Origin of the sequence: Streptomyces sp. NPDC007808 (assembly GCF_042868655.1) — a bacterium.
Classification (GTDB): Bacteria; Actinomycetota; Actinomycetes; order Streptomycetales; family Streptomycetaceae; genus Streptomyces.
The window spans coordinates 576101-592415 of the sequence record NZ_JBIAEQ010000006.1; the positions used below are offsets into that span (position 1 = coordinate 576101).

Genomic DNA, 16315 nt, shown 5'->3' on the forward strand with positions numbered 1-16315 from the left:
TTCGTGGCGGCCCTTCAGGAGTCCGCCCGACCGCCCGGTCCCGCCGTTTGCGGCGGCCTTTCAGGAGTCCCGCCCGACTGCCGGGTCCCGCCGTTTGCGGCGGCCCTTCAGGAGTCCCGCCCGACCGCCGGGTCCCCCCGTGCGTGGCGTGGACCGCGGCGAGGCGGCCGGGACATCCGAAGGACTGGCCCGCCCCGTGAGACGGGTACCCCCCATACGGCCCGGACGGGGTGGGCAGCGAGGCGGGTGACCCTCACCTGCCTCGCTGCCCCACCCTCTCCTCCGCCCCCGGCCTCGCCGCCGCGCCGCCCCCGTCCTCCCGGGCCAGTCGGTGCGGCCACCACACCTTGGGGCCGACGTCCATGAACAGGGCCGTCACGAGGACCGAGCGGACGATGAAGGTGTCCAGGAGGACGCCCAGGGCCACCGCGAAGCCGATCTCGGCGAACGCGACCATGGGGAGGGTGCCCAGGGCGGCGAAGGTGCCGGCCAGGACCAGGCCGGCCGAGGTGATGACCGCGCCCGTGGCGGCGAGGCCCGTGATCACGCCTTGGCGGGTGCCCTGGTGGGTGGCCTCCTCGCGGATGCGGGTGGTGAGGAAGATGTTGTAGTCGATGCCGAGGGCCACCAGGAAGACGAAGACGAACAGCGGGAAGTCGGTCGTCTCGCCCGCGTAGTCGAACACGTGGCGGAAGGCCAGTGCGCTGATGCCCAGGGCGGCCGTGAACGACAGGATCACCGTGCCGATCAGCAGGAGCGGCGCGATCAGCGCGCGCAGCAGGGCACAGAGGATCAGCAGCACCACGAGCAGGACCAGCGGGATGATCAGCAGGTTGTCGTGCGTCGTCGCCCTGTCCATGTCCAGCAGGGCCGCCGTACCGCCGCCCACCTGGGCATCCGCCTCCGGGACCGCGTGAACGGCGTCGCGCACCCGCTCCACGGTCTGCTTCGCGGCCTCGCTGTCGGACGGGGCCGTCATCGTCGCCTCGAAGAGCACCTTGCCGTCGTACGACGGTCTGGTGCCCGGAGGCAGGCCCAGGGAGTCCGGGACCACGCCCGCAGTGGCGGCGACCGCGCGACCCACCTGCTGCGCCTGTGCCTGGTTGCTGACGATGACCAGCGGGTCGCCGCTGCCGGCCGGGAAGTACCGCGCCAAGACCTCCTGGCCGGTGATCGACTCCGGCTTGTCGGTGAAGGCGTCCGCGTTGCTCAGCCCCTCGGCCCGCATCTGTAGCAGGCCGAGGGAGCAGACCGCGAGGGCGATGGCCGTGACACCCCAGGTCATGCGGGGGCGATGGGAGATACGGCGGCCCATGCGGGCCCAGACGCCTCGCTCGTGAGGGTTCTCCGCGCCCAGGTGCGGGATCACCGGCCAGAAGATCCAGCGGCCGAAGACGACCAGGAGGGCGGGGAACAGGCTCATCATGGCGATCAGGGCGACGGTGACGCCGATCGCCGCCACCGGGCCGAGCCCCCGGGTCGAGTTCATCTCCGCCGCCAGCAGCACCAGCATGCTCAGGACGACGGTCGCGCCGGAGGCGATCACCGCCGGGCCCGCGCGGTGCAGGGCCAGGGCCATCGCCTCGTGGCGGTCCGCGTGACGGCGCAGTTCCTCCCGGTAGCGGGCCACGAGCAGGAGCGCGTAGTCCGTGCCCGCGCCGAAGACCAGGACCGTGAGGATTCCGGCGCTCTGGCCGTTCACCGTCAGCCCCGCGTGCTCCGCCAGGAAGTAGATGAACGCCTGCGCGGTGAACAGGGCGACGATCACGGCGATCAGGGGGATCAGGAGCAGGGTGGGGCTGCGGTAGGTGATCAGGAGCATGGCGATGACGACCGCCATCGCCGACAGCAGGAGCGTGGAGTCGATGCCCTCGAAGGCTTCGGAGAAGTCCGCGGAGATGCCGCCCGGGCCGGTGATGTGCACGGCGATCCCGCCGCCGCCCTCGCCGACGACGTCCCGGATCGAGTCGACGGCGGGCGCGATGCGCTCCCAGCCCTGCTCGTCCATCGTGACCGGCACATGGACCTGGGCCGCTCGCGGATCCGTCTCCCGGTCGAACACCGGGCCCCTGGTCTCGGCGCCGCGGATGCCGTGCTCGGTCAGCTGCTTGAGCTGCGCCACGTCCTCGGCGATCGCCGCCCGGTCCTGTGCCGTCAGGCCGCTGTCACGGGCGTAGACGACGATCGCGGGTATCTGCTCCGGCCTGAAGTTCTCGGAGATCTCCAGGACCTGTGTGGACTCGGCCGAGCCGGGCAGCCAGGACGCGGCGTCGTTGTCCTGTGCGTCCGTCAGCTTCTGGGCGAAGGGGGCCGTCAGGAACAGCACCACCAGCCACAGGCCGACCACCACCCACTTGGCGCGCCGGCCGCAGACCAGATGCGCGACGCCCCGCCGCCCCGACCGCGCCGGGTCCTTCTTCTCCTGGATCTTCGTCATGGCCACCCCCGCAGCCGCAGAACGATCCGGTGGGCCGCCCAGCATGGCACGGGCGAACCGGACACAGCATCCGATGAACGTCTCAGGTCTGTACCGGCGCGAACATTCGTGCTCCGGCATGGCAGTCTTGGGTCATGGCCGTGCAGATCAACCCCAGCATCCTGTCCGCCGACTTCGCCCGCCTCGCGGACGAGGCCAAGGCGGTGCAAGGAGCCGACTGGCTCCACGTCGACGTCATGGACAACCATTTCGTCCCGAACCTCACGCTCGGTGTGCCGGTCGTAGAGTCTCTGGCCCGTGCGACGGACACTCCGCTGGACTGCCATCTGATGATCGAGGCCCCCGATAGGTGGGCCCCTCAGTACGTGGAAGCGGGGGCCTCCTCCGTCACCTTCCATGTCGAGGCCGCCGCGGCCCCCGTGCGGCTGGCGCGGGAGATCCGGGCCAAGGGCGCCCGTGCCTCCATGGCGCTCAAGCCCGCGACGCCCATCGAGCCGTACGAGGATCTGCTCCCCGAACTCGACATGTTGCTGATCATGACGGTCGAGCCGGGCTTCGGTGGTCAGGCGTTTCTCGACATCATGCTTCCGAAGATTCGCCGCACCCGCGAGTTGATCAGCAAGCACGGCCTGCAGCTGTGGCTCCAGGTGGACGGCGGTGTGTCCGCCTCGACCATCGAACAGTGCGCCGAGGCGGGCGCCGATGTCTTCGTCGCCGGTTCGGCGGTGTACGGCGCCGAGGACCCTGCCGAAGCGGTCCGCGCGCTGCGTGCTCAGGCGGAGTCGGTCACGAAGACCGCCGCCTGGGCATGCGACCACTGAGCCAAGACAACGTGAACGGCGCCCATCAGGGCGGATCAAGAGCGCCGGATCTGCAAGGATGAACGGCGAATCCAGAGTGTGAACAGCAGTGAGGAGATCGCCGTGTCGGGTATGTCGGCGGGCCGGTCAGCCATGCGGATGGGACCCGCTGAGCTGGTGCAGGCGGCGGCCATGGCCCGCCGCTTCTACCTAGAGGGCAAGTCCAAGATCCAGATCGCGGAGGAGTTCGGCGTCAGCCGCTTCAAGGTGGCCCGGGTCCTGGAGACCGCTCTCGAACGGGATCTGGTGCGCATCGAGATCCGTGTGCCGGCCGAACTGGACGCCGAGCGCTCGGACGCGCTGCGCGCCCGGTACGGCCTCAGGCACGCCGTCGTGGTCGAGTCCCCGGCCGAGGCCGAGGAGACGCCCGATCCCGAGAACCTGGGAGAAGTGGCCGCCGACCTGCTCGGCGAACTGGTCAACGAAGGGGATGTGCTGGGTCTGGCCTGGGGCCGGTCCACCATCCACATGGCAGCGGCCCTGGACCGGCTGCCGCCCTGCACGGTGGTGCAGTTGACGGGTGTGTACGACGCCGGGACCGCCGAGCGCGGTTCGGTCGAGGCCGTGCGGCGGGCCGCGCAGGTCTCGGGCGGCGACGCCCACCCCATCTACGCGCCGATGCTGCTGCCGGACGCGGCCACCGCGGTGGCGCTGCGCCACCAGACCGGGATCGCCCGGGCCTTCGAGTACTTCGACAAGGTCACGGTCGCCTGTGTCTCCATCGGCTCCTGGGAGCCCGGCATCTCGACGGTGCACGACATGCTCAGCGACGAGGAGCGGGCCCACTACGCCTCGCTCGGCGTCGCCGCCGAGATGTCCGCGCACCTCTTCGACGCCGAGGGGCGCCGGGTCGGTCGGGATCTGGGGGAGCGGTGCATCACCGTCAAGGCCGACCAGCTCCGCCGTATCCCCGAGGTCGTCGCGATCGCGGGTGGACAGCGCAAGGGGCCGGCGATCGACGCGGTGCTGCGGTCCGGCCTCGTCACCAGCCTGGTGACGGACACATCGGCCGCCGACTACCTCATGACGGCCGGCACGACGCCGAAGCCCGCGCTCAACAGGGCCGACCCGGACGGACACTGACGGGCTGTCGGAAGGGGGCGGCCGGTGGGCCGTCCCCTGGGCTCGCTCGTCGACGATCACCAGAAGTTGGGCGGTAGCGATATGACGGAACTCGTGGTCACGCTGGACCTCGACGGGGTCACGGACAAGCCGGGCCTGATGGACCGCTGCGTGGAGACCCTGGAGCTGCCCGACTGGTTCGGCCGCAACTGGGACGCGCTCGCCGACAGCCTCGCCGACCCTTCGGTGTGGCCCGCGGAAGCGGCGGACGGGCTTCTGGTCGTCGTACGGAACTGGCAGCGGTACGCCAAGTCGCGGCCCGAGGAGTGGGAGATCGCCCAGGAGGTGTTCTCCGCCGCCGTGAACCGGGCCCCGTCACTCACGGTGATGCTCGCTCTCGGAGGATCCTCCTAACAGGCCCTGACCTGCTCGTATGAAGCGACCGTGCCTCGCATTCCGGTCAGCATGGGACAATGAAGTACGTGCTCTTCCCCCTGGCTGACCTGTCCGGGGGCCACCTCTGATCGACTGGGATGTGCAGCACGTGCGTTTCCTCAATGACATCCAGCCCGCGTACGACCTGACGTACGACGACGTCTTCATGGTCCCGAGCCGCAGCGCGGTCGGCTCCCGGCAGGCCGTGGACCTCAGCTCGCCGGACGGCACGGGCACCACGATCCCGCTGGTCGTGGCCAACATGACCGCCATCGCGGGTCGTCGTATGGCCGAGACCGTGGCGCGGCGGGGTGGTCTGGTGGTCATTCCGCAGGACATCCCGATCGACGTGGTCACGGACGTCATCGCCTGGGTGAAGAGCCGCCACCTCGTTCTCGACACACCGATCGTGCTGGCCCCGCACCAGACCGTCGCCGACGCCCTGGCCCTGCTGCCCAAGCGTGCGCACAACGCCGGTGTCGTCGTCGACGAGGACTTCAAGCCGATCGGCGTGGTCACCGACTCCGACCTGTCCGGCGTGGACCGCTTCACCCAGCTCGAAGTGGTCATGTCCCGGGATCTGCTGCTCCTCGACGCGGACCAGGACCCCCGCGAGGCGTTCAACACCCTCGACCACCACAACCGGCGCTACGCCCCCGCCGTCGACGCGGACGGCCGCCTCGCCGGCATCCTCACCCGCAAGGGCGCCCTGCGCGCCACGCTGTACTCGCCGGCCGTCGACGCGGAGGGCAAGCTGCGCATCGCGGCCGCCGTCGGTATCAACGGCGATGTGGCGGGCAAGGCCAAGCAGCTGCTCGACGCGGGTGTCGACACCCTCGTCATCGACACGGCCCACGGCCACCAGGAGTCGATGATCGCCGCGATCAGGACCGTGCGCGCGCTCGACCCGCAGGTGCCGATCGTCGCCGGCAACATCGTCGCCGCCGAGGGCGTCCGGGATCTCGTCGAGGCCGGTGCCGACATCATCAAGGTCGGTGTCGGGCCGGGCGCCATGTGCACCACCCGCATGATGACCGGCGTCGGCCGGCCGCAGTTCTCCGCGGTCCTGGAGTGTGCCGCCGAGGCGAAGAAGTTCGGCAAGCACGTCTGGGCCGACGGCGGCGTCAGGCACCCGCGGGACGTCGCCATGGCCCTCGCGGCCGGTGCGTCCAACGTGATGGTCGGGTCCTGGTTCGCCGGCACGTACGAGTCGCCGGGCGACCTTCAGCACGACGCCCAGGGGCGCGCGTACAAGGAGTCCTTCGGCATGGCCTCCGCGCGTGCCGTGCGCAACCGCACGTCCGAGGAGTCGGCCTACGACCGCGCCCGCAAGGCGCTGTTCGAGGAGGGCATCTCCACCTCCCGGATGTTCCTCGACCCGGCCCGTCCCGGTGTGGAGGACCTGATCGACTCGATCATCGCGGGCGTGCGGTCGTCCTGCACCTACGCCGGTGCCGGCTCGCTTGAGGAGTTCGCCGAGAAGGCCGTCGTCGGCATCCAGAGCGCCGCCGGTTACGCCGAGGGCAAGCCGCTGCACGCCAGCTGGAGCTGACCTCGCGTCAACCCTTCTTCGAACGGCCCCCGTTGACCCGCCTGCCGGGAAAACCGGGGGCCGTTTCGCATGCCCGCGGCTACCGTCGAGGGATGGAGATCGCCGCCTGCCGGGCCGAGGACGTCGAGGTGCTCGACCGCTTCATGCCGTCGTCCAGCGTCGACGGCAACCATGCCGCCCGGTTCGCCCGGCAGGAGGCGGCGCACAGCACCTACCTGGTCCCCTGGCTGGACGGCAGGCCCGTGGGGCATGCGGAGGTCCGCTGGACCGGGTGCGCGGCGCCCGAGGTGCGGGCAGCCCGGCCCGGTTGCCCCGAGATCAACGGCCTCCACGTCAGCCCCGCGTCCCTGCGTTCCCGAGGCATCGGCACCGCCCTGGTACGCACCGCCGAGCGGCTGGCCGGCGAGCGCGGAGTCTCCTTCATGGGCCTCGGCGTCGGCGACGACAACCCGCGCGCCGCGGCCCTCTACGCGAGGCTCGGATACCTGCCCGCAGTCGCCTACGTCGACCGCTGGGCGTACCGGGACGCCGACGGCGTACGGCACGAGCAGGCCGATCCTTGCGTGTTCCTCGTCAAGGCCCTCTGACGGCCCTTCGTGCAACGGTCGAAAGCCGCGACGCAACGAACACCCACCCAGCCCCCAGGAACGCAATGATCTTGCGGGCATGCGCAAGGTTGCTGCATTTCACCAGCAACGCCGCTCCTCGTAGGCTGTCGCCTCGTACGTGGCGTGGCGGGGACCCCGCTCGGTGGGTCCCTGCTCCCAGGGGTGCCGCCGGTCCCTGCCGCCCTGGAAGGCAGCGATAAGGAGCCCGCGCGTGCTCGATCAAGGCGCACCCCCGCACAACCCAAGCCAGTCCGCCGCCCCTGCGCCTGTCGGCGTCGGCGCGCGCCTGATGCGTCGCAAGCCGGTGGAACACCTGGTCGCAGAGGGTGGCCAGGGTGAGGAAGGGTCCCTGCGGCGCTCTCTCGGCATGTGGCAGCTGACCATGATCAGCATCGGCGCCACCCTCGGCACCGGCATCTTCGTGGTGCTCGGCGACGCCGTCCCGGAGGCCGGCCCCGCCGTCACCCTGGCCTTCGTGATCGCCGGTCTCACGGCGCTGTTCTCGGCCCTGTCCTACGCCGAGCTGGCGGGCAGCATCCCGGTCGCCGGCTCCTCGTACTCGTATGCGTACGCAACGATGGGCGAGCTGGTCGCCTGGATCTGCGGCTGGTGTCTGGTGCTGGAGTACGGCGTCTCGGTGGCCGCCGTGGCCGTCGGCTGGGGCGAGTACCTCAACGAGCTGCTGAACGGGACCATAGGCGTCACCATCCCGGCCGTGCTCTCCTCGGCGCCCGGCGAGGGCGGGATCATCAACCTGCCCGCGCTGATCGTCGTCCTGCTGGCGATGGTCTTCCTGCTCGGCGGAGTCCGCGAGTCCGCCCGCGCCAACACGATCATGGTCGCGGTCAAGATCGCCGCGCTCGTGCTGTTCTGCGCGGTCGGGTTCATGGGCTTCAAGTCCGGCAACTACGCCGACTTCATGCCGCTCGGCATGGCGGGTGTGAGCGCCGCCGGCGCCACGCTGTTCTTCTCCTACATCGGCTTCGACGCCGCCTCCACCGCCGGTGAGGAGGCCAAGGACCCCAAGCGGGACCTGCCGCGAGCGATCATGCTGTCGCTGATCATCGTGACCGCGCTGTACGTACTCGTCGCGGGCGTCGCCGTCGGCGCCTGGCACTGGACCAAGTTCGAGGGCTCCAACGCCTCCCTCGCCGCGATCATGAACGACGTCAGCGGCCAGTCCTTCTGGGGCACGCTGCTCGCCCTCGGCGCCGTCATCTCCATCGCGAGCGTCGTCCTCACCGTGCTCTACGGCCAGACCCGCATCCTCTTCGCGATGTCCCGTGACGGCCTGGTCCCGAAGGCGCTCGGCAAGATCCACCCGAAGACCGGCGCGCCCCGCCTCAACACGGTGATCGTGTCCCTCTTCTGCGGCGCGCTCGCCGCCCTCATCCCGCTGGGCAAGCTCGTCGACGCCACCAGCATCGGCACGCTGTTCGCCTTCGCCCTGGTCAACATCGCGGTGATCGTGCTGCGTTACACGCGGCCCGAGCTGGAGCGCACGTTCAGGGTGCCGCTCGGGCCGGTGCTGCCGATCCTGGGCTTCCTGTTCTGCGCGTACAACATGTTCAGCCTCGACACCGTCACCTGGGTCGTCTTCGGGTTCTGGATGGCCGCGGGTCTCGTGTTCTACTTCGTGTACGGCTATCGCCGTTCGCGCCTCGCCGCAGCGGGCGCCCCCGTCGCGTCAGAAGTGAAGTGAACCACCCGCAGTGCTGAACGATCTCGACGAACGCATCGTGCACGCCCTCGCCGAGGACGCCCGCCGCTCCTACGCGGACATCGGGGCTCTCGTCGGCCTGTCCGCGCCCGCCGTCAAACGGCGCGTGGACCGGCTGCGCGCCACCGGGGCCATCACCGGGTTCACCGTACGGGTGGACCCGTCGGCCCTCGGCTGGGAGACCGAGGGGTTCGTCGAGATCTACTGCCGGCACAACACCTCGCCCGACACCATCCGGCGGGGCCTGGAGCGCTATCAGGAGGTCGTGGCCGCGTCGACCGTCACGGGCGACGCGGACGCGGTCGTCCAGGTCTTCGCCTCCGACATGCGGCACTTCGAGCGCGTGCTGGAGCGGATCGCGGGGGAGCCGTTCGTGGAGCGGACCAAGTCGGTGCTGGTGCTCTCGCCGCTGCTGCGGAGGTTCTCCTCCGGGTCGCCGACCTGAGCCCCCACAGCCCGCCGTGCGTCATCCGCGGGCCGGTGAAAGCTTGTCGCGCGGTTACCGGCGCTCCCTCAGGGCGCGCCTGCGCACCGTCGTGAGTATGTGCCGCATGCCCCGTGCGTGGCCGCCCGTTCCGATGACGGCGAGCCGGTAGAGGCGGCCCGCCGGACCCGGGAACGCGGCCCACGACTCGGCACGCACCCGGGTGCGGCCCGGGCCGGCCTCCTCCAGGCGGAAGACCAGGGCGTACGTCGAGAAGCGGTGGCTTCCGGCGAGGGCCAGCTCCCGCCCCGGCACCGCGGTCACCACATGGAACCCCGGGATCGCCGACCCCGCGGCCGGCGGGCGTGGGCCGCGGGCGGCGAGGTCGGCACAGCCGAGCAGGCGGGCGACGGCCTTTGTGCCCCGCCCGTCGGAGTTCTGGTCCATGGTCTCGGCAACCGCACGCCACACGGCGTCCGGAGCGGCGGCGACGATCGACGTGTGCGCGTCGACGAACGGCAGGTCGTGGATGTCGGTGGCGTCCATGGCGGCAGTCTCGCGCGCGCTGTCGCGCACCGACGTCCTTCCCGGGGGCCGACCTCCCCCGCCGCTCGGCGGAGACCCGCGCCGCCCGTCTCGTCCCGGCGGAGGGCGCCCGTCGGGGAAACTCCGCTGCGCCCCTGACCTCGGCCCGCCTACCATCGATGCCATGACCTGGCGACATTGATATTCCAGCGCCGCCTCCCGAGGGCCGCCTCGGACGCCGCATCCCCGGCGTCCGAACAGTCCCTGCGGGAAGGCCTCATGACACTCTCACCTGCACGCGTGCCCGCCACCGGCGTCCGCCGCATCACGGCCACGCTGTACGGCTACGCGTTCCTCGACGACTTCGTCCTGCTCTATCCGGTGTACGCGCTGCTGTTCGCCGACACCGGTCTGTCGCTCTGGCAGATCTCCTCCCTCTTCGCCCTGTGGTCGCTGACCGGTGTCCTGCTGGAGGTGCCCTCCGGCGCCTGGGCCGACGCCGTCTCGCGCCGACTGCTGCTGTGGGTCGGTCCGCTGCTCACCGCCGCCGGATTCGGGCTGTGGGTGCTGGTGCCGTCGTACTGGGCGTTCGCGCTCGGCTTCGTGCTGTGGGGGGCCGGCGGAGCACTCGGCTCCGGTGCCCTGGAGGCCCTGGTGTACGAGGAGATGGACCGGCTCGGCGCCGCCGACCGGTACGCCCGGGTCATGGGCCGGGCCCAGGCGGCACGCCTCGTGGCCACGGTCCTCGCGGTGGGAATCGCCGGTCCGGTGTTCGCCACCGGCGGTTACCCGGCGGTCGGGGCGGCCAGTGTGCTGGCGGCCCTGCTGACCGCCGCCGTAGCCACCCGGTTCCCGGAGCACCGGGCGCCGACGACAGCGGGCGACCGCTGGACCGCGACGCTGCGGTGCGGGCTCGCCGTCGCCCGCCGCGACCGGTCCCTGCGGGGCGCGCTGCTGCTCGTGCCGGCCGTGGGCGCGGTCTGGGGCGCACTCGACGAGTACACACCGCTGCTGGTGCGGGAGACCGGGGTGCCGGACGAACTGGTGCCCTACCTGATCATGCTGATCTGGGCGGGAGCCACCGCCGGCAGCCTGCTCGCGGGACGGGCCGCGTCCCTCGGGACCCGGGGACTGGCGGCGTTGCTCGCCGGCGCCGCCCTGGCCCTGGCCGTGGGGGCCGGTGCGGGCACACCCGTCGGGCTCGGCCTGGTGGCCCTCGCCTTCGGTGGCTTCCAGCTGGCCACCGTGCTTGCCGACGTACGCCTCCAGCACCGTATCCAGGACGGCGAGCGTGCCACGCTCACCTCGGTCGCGGGACTGGGCACCGACCTGTCGACGATCGCCGTGTACGGCGGCTACGCGGTACTCGGTGGAGCCGCCGCGCACGGCACCGTGTTCGCCCTGTTCGCGGTGCCCTACCTGGTGACCGCAGTGCTGCTGAGCCGGGCGGCCGGGGCTAGAGCCGGGGGTGCCACGGCACGACCGTGAAGTCGCCCGTCCCCTTCTCGACCTTCTCGAAGGGGGCGGAGCTCACGCACTTGGGCAGCCCCTTCGTCTCGGCGGGGCTGCCCGTCGTCGCCCAGCTGTACCCGAGCCGGTCGTGGCGGCCCAGGTCATGGACGGTGACGCCGACTCGCTTGCCCTTGGCTCCCGGCAGGTCGGATTCGGTGATGACACCGGAGACGACGGCCACCTTGCCGCCGGTGACCAGGCAGTCGACCTTCGCCTCGGCCCGCGCGCCCTTGCCGTCGAGGTAATGGCTGAACTCGAAGGAACCCGTGGCCTTCGACGGGTCGGCGGCGTCCTTCGCCGCCAGGTGCGCGTCGAAGGTGAAGGTGATGTCGTCCCCGGCCGAGCGGTACAGCCCGGCCGTGCCGGTGAGAGCCGCGGCCTCCTTCGGTGCGGCGGCCGCCCCGCGCTGCCGCGGTTCGTCCGACGCCGTCGCGGCCGCGGCCGCTCCGGCCGTGAGCAGCACTGCGGAGCCGAGCAGGACGATCTTCATACGGCGGTTCATCGGGGTCCTTTCCGCTGGTCGAGTGGATGGTCACCACTCTTCCGATCCGGCGCCCGCGCCACATCGCACCGCAGACGGGACCCTGCCTCCGCCATCCGGCGGGTGAGCCTGCCGGAAGCCGGTGCTGCGAGGAGGAGCGGAGCTACGACCGCGGTCGCGCAACGAATCGCCGCGCACCCCGTCCCGGACGCAACGAACCGCTCACCGGCGCGCAACGGCTCCTTCTTGTCCGCCCTGGTCAGCCGCCCGTACCGTCTACGTGGCCCTCCATATGGCCCCCAACCCCTTCCGTCCGGTGAGGATCACGCATGCGCACCGCCCTGCTCCAGAGCTCCGGCCGCCCCGGCTCGACCGCCGAGAACCTCAAGGTCCTCGACGAGGCCGCGGGCCGCGCCGCCGCCGCGGGTGCCGGGCTGCTGGTGGCGCCGGAGATGTTCCTGACCGGGTACGCGATCGGCGACGACATCGCCCGCCTCGCCGAGCCCGCCGACGGCGAGTGCGCGGACGTGATCGCCGAGACCGCGACGCGGCACGGCCTGGCGATCGCCTACGGCTACCCCGAGCGGGCCGGCGAGACGGTGTTCAACTCCGCCCAGCTGATCTCCGCCGACGGCACCCGGCTCGCCAACTACCGCAAGACCCACCTCTTCGGCTGCTTCGAGCGCGACCACTTCACGCCGGGCGAGCAGCAGATCGTCCAGGCCGAACTCGACGGCGTCCGCGTCGGCATCCTGATCTGCTACGACGTCGAGTTCCCGGAGAACGTCCGCGCCCACGCCCTCGCCGGCACCGACCTGCTCGTCGTGCCGACCGCGCAGATGCACCCCTTCCAGTTCGTCGCCGAGTCGATGATCCCGGTGCGTGCCTTCGAGAACCAGATGTACGTCGCGTACGTCAACCGGGTCGGCCGGGAAGGGGAGTTCGAGTTCGTCGGCCTCTCCACGCTCGCCGGCCCCGACGGCATCGCCCGCACCCGCGCCGGGCGCGGTGAGGAACTCGTCCTCGCCGACGTCGACCCCGCCTTCCTCGCCGCCTCCCGCGAGGCGAACCCGTACCTGCAGGACCGCCGCCCCGGTCTCTACGGGTCGCTGGTCTGACCCTCCCTCTCCCGCTTTCCCTGTCGCAGTCGCAGTCGCAAGGAGTCCGTACCCCATGACGTCCACGGTGCCCAACGCCGTCCAGCACGCCGACGAGCAGCAGCCGCCGATCACCATGTTCGGCCCGGACTTCCCGTACGCGTACGACGACTTCCTCGCCCACCCGGCGGGGCTCGGCCAGATACCCGCGACCGAGCACGGCACCGAGGTCGCGGTCATCGGCGGCGGGCTCTCCGGCATCGTGGCCGCGTACGAGCTGATGAAGATGGGCCTCAAGCCCGTCGTGTACGAGGCCGACCAGATCGGCGGCCGGCTGCGGACGGTGGGCTTCGAGGGTTGCGACCCCTCGCTGAGCGCCGAGATGGGCGCCATGCGCTTCCCGCCGTCCTCCACGGCCCTGCAGCACTACATCGACCTGGTCGGCCTTGAGACCCGCCCGTTCCCCAACCCCCTGGCCGAGGCGACCCCTTCCACGGTCGTCGACCTCAAGGGCGAGTCGCACTACGCCGAGACGATCGAGGACCTCCCGCAGGTCTACCGGGACGTCGCCGAGGCGTGGAACAAGTGCCTCGAAGAGGGCGCCGACTTCTCCGACATGAACCGCGCCATGCGCGAGCGCGACGTGCCGCGCATCCGCGAGATCTGGGCGAAGCTCGTCGAGAAGCTCGACAACCAGACCTTCTACGGCTTCCTCTGCGACTCCGAGGCGTTCAAGTCCTTCCGGCACCGCGAGATCTTCGGCCAGGTCGGCTTCGGCACCGGCGGCTGGGACACCGACTTCCCCAACTCCATCCTGGAGATCCTGCGCGTCGTCTACACCGAGGCCGACGACCACCACCGCGGCATCGTCGGCGGCTCCCAGCAACTGCCGCTGCGCCTGTGGGAGCGCGAGCCGGAGAAGATCGTCCACTGGGCGTACGGCACGTCGCTCGCGACGCTGCACGAGGGCGGGCAGCCCAAGCCGGCCGTGACCCGGCTGCACCGCACCGCGGGCAACCGGATCACCGTCACCGACGCGAACGGCGACATCCGCACCTACCAGGCGGCGATCTTCACCGCCCAGTCCTGGATGCTGCTGTCCAAGATCGCCTGCGACGACTCGCTGTTCCCGATCGACCACTGGACGGCGATCGAGCGCACCCACTACATGGAGTCCTCGAAGCTGTTCGTCCCCGTGGACCGGCCGTTCTGGCTGGACAAGGACGAGGAGACGGGCCGGGACGTCATGTCGATGACGCTGACGGACCGCATGACCCGCGGCACCTACCTGCTCGACGACGGCCCGGACAAGCCCGCCGTCATCTGCCTCTCCTACACCTGGTGCGATGACAGCCTGAAGTGGCTCCCGCTGTCCGCGAGCGAGCGGATGGAGGTCATGCTGAAGTCGCTCGGTGAGATCTACCCGAAGGTCGACATCAGGAAGCACATCATCGGCAACCCGGTGACGGTCTCCTGGGAGAACGAGCCCTACTTCATGGGCGCGTTCAAGGCCAACCTGCCCGGCCACTACCGCTACCAGCGGCGCCTGTTCACCCACTTCATGCAGGACCGGCTGCCGCAGGACAAGCGCGGTATCTTCCTCGCCGGTGACGACATCTCCTGGACGGCCGGCTGGGCCGAGGGCGCCGTCCAGACCGCGCTGAACGCGGTCTGGGGCGTCATGCACCACTTCGGCGGAGCGACCGACGCGACCAACCCGGGTCCGGGTGACGTCTACGACGAGATCGCGCCGGTCGAGCTGCCGGAGGACTGAGCCCGGCAGGGACTCAGATCCCGGCGGTCCGCACCGCCTCGTACACCTCGGCGGCGACGTCCTTCAGCTCGTGTCCGTCCCGCGCCGTGCTCTGCAGGTCAAGGAAGAACTCCTCGACTCCGCAGGCGGCGTGGGCGGCGAGGTCCTCGACGATCTGACCGACGTCCCCCTGGAAGGGAGCACGGTCGCCGCCGTCGTACGCCTTGGGTGTGTAATGCGTGTTCACCCGTGCCACCGCCCGGATCGGCTCCGTGCGGCCGCGCTCGGCGGCGACGTCCCGCACCCGCCGCCACTGTTCGGCGAGCTGATCGGCGCCCATGGCCACGGGGAGCCAGCCGTCGGCGCGGTCGACCAGCCGGGTCAGCGCCTTCTTGCTGTTGGCCGGCAACAGCACCGGAATCGGCCGGGCCGGCTTGGGCCCGACGACGGCCGACGCGATCTTGGTGATGTAGCCGTCGTACGAGACCGGGTCCGGGCCCCAGACCGCCCGGCACACGTCGAGGACCTCGTCGAGGATGCGGCCGCGCTCCTCGAAGGGGGCGACGCCCGCTGCCGCGTACTCGTCGAGCGACCAGCCCGTGCCGAAGCCCACCGTCACCCGGCCGCCGCTCGCCGCGTCCAGCGTGGCGAGCGCCTTGGCCAGCTGGAAGGGGTTGTGCAGCGGGGCCACCAGGACGCCCGTGCCGAGCTGCGCCCGCTCGGTCGCCCCGGCGGCGAGGGTCAGGGTCACCAGGGGGTCCGGTACACCCTTGTAGTGCTCGGGCCACGGCAGTCCCGGCACGCCGTACAGGCCCTGACCGGCGGGCTCCGGGAACAGGGCTCGCTCGTAGACCCACAGGCTCGCGTAGCCGATCTCCTCGGCGGTTCGCGCCACGTCGGGTACATCGCGTCCGATGTCGTACTGCGGTGCTTGGGGGAGGCTCAGTCCCAGACGGATGGCCATGCCTACGCTCCTTCGCGTCGAATCGCCCAAGGGCAGTTCAACGCTCAACATAACGCGAGCGCAAGGGGATTGGGCGTTCACGCGCCCGGTGTGACCGAGATCAGTCCTGCAGTGGCGTGAGCAACATGCGTCCCGAGAACCCCACCACCGCGTCCAGCCGTTCGGTGAACTCCTCCACCAGGTCCGGGAGTCGGCGCAGTGCCCACAGCGCCCGCGCCGCCGACCATGTCGCGTCCCGGGCCCGCTCAAGGCTCCAGGAACCCAGCAGATGGGTGAGCGGATCGGCGATCTGCAGCAGATCGGGACCCGGCATCAGCTCTTCGCGGATGCGCTCCTCCAGCGACACGAGGAGATCACCCACCCGATCGAACTCGTCCTCCAGGTCGGCCGGTTCGCAGCCGAGGCTACGACAGGTGTCCACCACGGCGAGCGCCAGATCGTGCCCGATGTGCGCGTTGATGCCCGCGAGCGCGAACTGCAGCGGTCGTACGCCGGGATGGCGGCGCATCTGGAACAGGGGCCGCCAGCAGGCGGGCGGACGCCGCTCGTCCTCGGCCCGTTCCACCGCCGTCAGATACCGCTCCGCGAACAGCGCGTCCAGCGTGATCGCGGCCCGCGCGTCCGCGAACCGGCCGCGGTCGACGTCCCGGTCCAGCGCCTCGGTGACAGTGAGGTAGACGCGGTTGAAGACCGCGACCCCGTCCCGTTCGGGCAGTGCCGCGTCGAGGGCGCGCATACGGCAGATGATCGCGTCCACGGGTGTGGTGAATTGTTCGCATTGCGCCATGGGGGCAGAGTCCCAGCTTTAGGCTGACGGCGGTGTCGGCGGGACCGGCGCTTCCCCAGAACGGGGGAACGCGCCCGTCGTCGGGGGAGGGGGAGCGG

15 protein-coding genes are annotated in these 16315 nt (G+C 70.9%); 10 read left to right on the top strand and 5 right to left on the bottom strand.

Features of this window, described 5'->3' with window-relative positions:
• Positions 1-253: 253 nt before the first annotated feature.
• Complete coding sequence (locus ACFYNL_RS24990; RefSeq protein ID WP_388807148.1) at positions 254-2437, bottom strand: MMPL family transporter; 2184 nt, start codon at positions 2435-2437, stop codon at positions 254-256.
• 134 nt (positions 2438-2571) lie between these two features.
• On the opposite strand from ACFYNL_RS24990, the gene rpe reads away from it, so the two are divergent.
• The 7 genes from rpe to ACFYNL_RS25025 all read left to right on the top strand — a co-directional run bounded on the left by rpe (position 2572) and on the right by ACFYNL_RS25025 (position 9119).
• Positions 2572-3258 carry a ribulose-phosphate 3-epimerase gene (gene rpe, locus ACFYNL_RS24995; protein WP_388807150.1) on the top strand — a complete coding sequence of 229 codons (687 nt, stop codon included), beginning with the start codon at positions 2572-2574 and terminating at the stop codon, positions 3256-3258.
• 78 nt (positions 3259-3336) lie between these two features.
• Entirely contained in the window at positions 3337-4380 is a 1044-nt protein-coding gene (locus ACFYNL_RS25000; protein WP_388807152.1) for a sugar-binding transcriptional regulator, read from the top strand.
• Positions 4381-4461: 81 nt separating this feature from the next.
• A complete protein-coding gene (locus tag ACFYNL_RS25005) occupies positions 4462-4773 on the top strand; it encodes a barstar family protein (protein ID WP_388807297.1) in 312 nt (103 codons plus the stop codon).
• A 130-nt stretch (positions 4774-4903) separates the two neighbouring features.
• Entirely contained in the window at positions 4904-6346 is a 1443-nt protein-coding gene (locus ACFYNL_RS25010) for a GuaB1 family IMP dehydrogenase-related protein (protein ID WP_388807154.1), read from the top strand.
• A 92-nt stretch (positions 6347-6438) separates the two neighbouring features.
• On the top strand, positions 6439-6933 hold the full coding sequence (locus ACFYNL_RS25015) for a GNAT family N-acetyltransferase (protein WP_388807156.1): 495 nt from the start codon (positions 6439-6441) through the stop codon (positions 6931-6933).
• A 232-nt stretch (positions 6934-7165) separates the two neighbouring features.
• The gene (locus ACFYNL_RS25020) at positions 7166-8656 is read left to right on the top strand and encodes an amino acid permease (protein ID WP_388807158.1); all 1491 of its coding nucleotides are present in this window, start codon (positions 7166-7168) and stop codon (positions 8654-8656) included.
• 10 nt (positions 8657-8666) lie between these two features.
• Complete coding sequence (locus tag ACFYNL_RS25025; protein ID WP_388807160.1) at positions 8667-9119, top strand: Lrp/AsnC family transcriptional regulator; 453 nt, start codon at positions 8667-8669, stop codon at positions 9117-9119.
• A 54-nt stretch (positions 9120-9173) separates the two neighbouring features.
• Here ACFYNL_RS25025 and ACFYNL_RS25030 read toward each other — a convergent pair whose 3' ends face one another.
• A complete protein-coding gene (locus ACFYNL_RS25030; protein ID WP_388807162.1) occupies positions 9174-9644 on the bottom strand; it encodes a hypothetical protein in 471 nt (156 codons plus the stop codon).
• A gap of 258 nt (positions 9645-9902) precedes the next feature.
• Between ACFYNL_RS25030 and ACFYNL_RS25035 the strand changes: the two genes are divergently transcribed.
• Entirely contained in the window at positions 9903-11111 is a 1209-nt protein-coding gene (locus tag ACFYNL_RS25035; protein WP_388807163.1) for an MFS transporter, read from the top strand.
• Here ACFYNL_RS25035 and ACFYNL_RS25040 read toward each other — a convergent pair.
• On the bottom strand, positions 11080-11637 hold the full coding sequence (locus ACFYNL_RS25040) for a Repetin (RefSeq protein WP_388807164.1): 558 nt from the start codon (positions 11635-11637) through the stop codon (positions 11080-11082). The two genes, ACFYNL_RS25035 and ACFYNL_RS25040, sit on opposite strands and share 32 nt — an antisense overlap.
• A 308-nt stretch (positions 11638-11945) precedes the next feature.
• Here ACFYNL_RS25040 and ACFYNL_RS25045 point away from each other — a divergent pair, with 308 nt between their 5' ends.
• Both ACFYNL_RS25045 and ACFYNL_RS25050 read left to right on the top strand, forming a co-directional pair.
• Positions 11946-12734: a carbon-nitrogen hydrolase family protein gene (locus tag ACFYNL_RS25045; protein WP_388807166.1), complete on the top strand. Its 789-nt coding sequence runs from the start codon at positions 11946-11948 to the stop codon at positions 12732-12734.
• 55 nt (positions 12735-12789) lie between these two features.
• Positions 12790-14487 (top strand): flavin monoamine oxidase family protein, encoded by a 1698-nt coding sequence (locus ACFYNL_RS25050; protein WP_388807168.1) that lies wholly within the window; start codon positions 12790-12792, stop codon positions 14485-14487.
• Between the two features lie 13 nt (positions 14488-14500).
• Here ACFYNL_RS25050 and ACFYNL_RS25055 read toward each other — a convergent pair whose 3' ends face one another.
• Both ACFYNL_RS25055 and ACFYNL_RS25060 read right to left on the bottom strand, forming a co-directional pair.
• Positions 14501-15430 (bottom strand): LLM class F420-dependent oxidoreductase, encoded by a 930-nt coding sequence (locus ACFYNL_RS25055; protein ID WP_388807169.1) that lies wholly within the window; start codon positions 15428-15430, stop codon positions 14501-14503.
• A 100-nt stretch (positions 15431-15530) separates the two neighbouring features.
• Complete coding sequence (locus tag ACFYNL_RS25060; RefSeq protein ID WP_388807171.1) at positions 15531-16217, bottom strand: DUF5995 family protein; 687 nt, start codon at positions 16215-16217, stop codon at positions 15531-15533.
• Positions 16218-16315 lie beyond the last annotated feature (98 nt).

Bases quoted from the DNA above. Each gene is read 5' to 3' on its own strand.
- ACFYNL_RS25030 (WP_388807162.1), bottom strand. From the start codon at position 9,644: ATGGACGCCACCGACATCCACGACCTGCCGTTCGTCGACGCGCACACG.
- ACFYNL_RS25045 (WP_388807166.1), top strand. From the start codon at position 11,946: ATGCGCACCGCCCTGCTCCAGAGCTCCGGCCGCCCCGGCTCGACCGCC.
- rpe (WP_388807150.1), top strand. From the start codon at position 2,572: ATGGCCGTGCAGATCAACCCCAGCATCCTGTCCGCCGACTTCGCCCGC.
- ACFYNL_RS24990 (WP_388807148.1), bottom strand. From the start codon at position 2,437: ATGACGAAGATCCAGGAGAAGAAGGACCCGGCGCGGTCGGGGCGGCGG.
- ACFYNL_RS25060 (WP_388807171.1), bottom strand. From the start codon at position 16,217: ATGGCGCAATGCGAACAATTCACCACACCCGTGGACGCGATCATCTGC.
- ACFYNL_RS25050 (WP_388807168.1), top strand. From the start codon at position 12,790: ATGACGTCCACGGTGCCCAACGCCGTCCAGCACGCCGACGAGCAGCAG.
- ACFYNL_RS25055 (WP_388807169.1), bottom strand. From the start codon at position 15,430: ATGGCCATCCGTCTGGGACTGAGCCTCCCCCAAGCACCGCAGTACGAC.
- ACFYNL_RS25035 (WP_388807163.1), top strand. From the start codon at position 9,903: ATGACACTCTCACCTGCACGCGTGCCCGCCACCGGCGTCCGCCGCATC.
- ACFYNL_RS25040 (WP_388807164.1), bottom strand. From the start codon at position 11,637: ATGAACCGCCGTATGAAGATCGTCCTGCTCGGCTCCGCAGTGCTGCTC.
- ACFYNL_RS25015 (WP_388807156.1), top strand. From the start codon at position 6,439: ATGGAGATCGCCGCCTGCCGGGCCGAGGACGTCGAGGTGCTCGACCGC.
- ACFYNL_RS25005 (WP_388807297.1), top strand. From the start codon at position 4,462: ATGACGGAACTCGTGGTCACGCTGGACCTCGACGGGGTCACGGACAAG.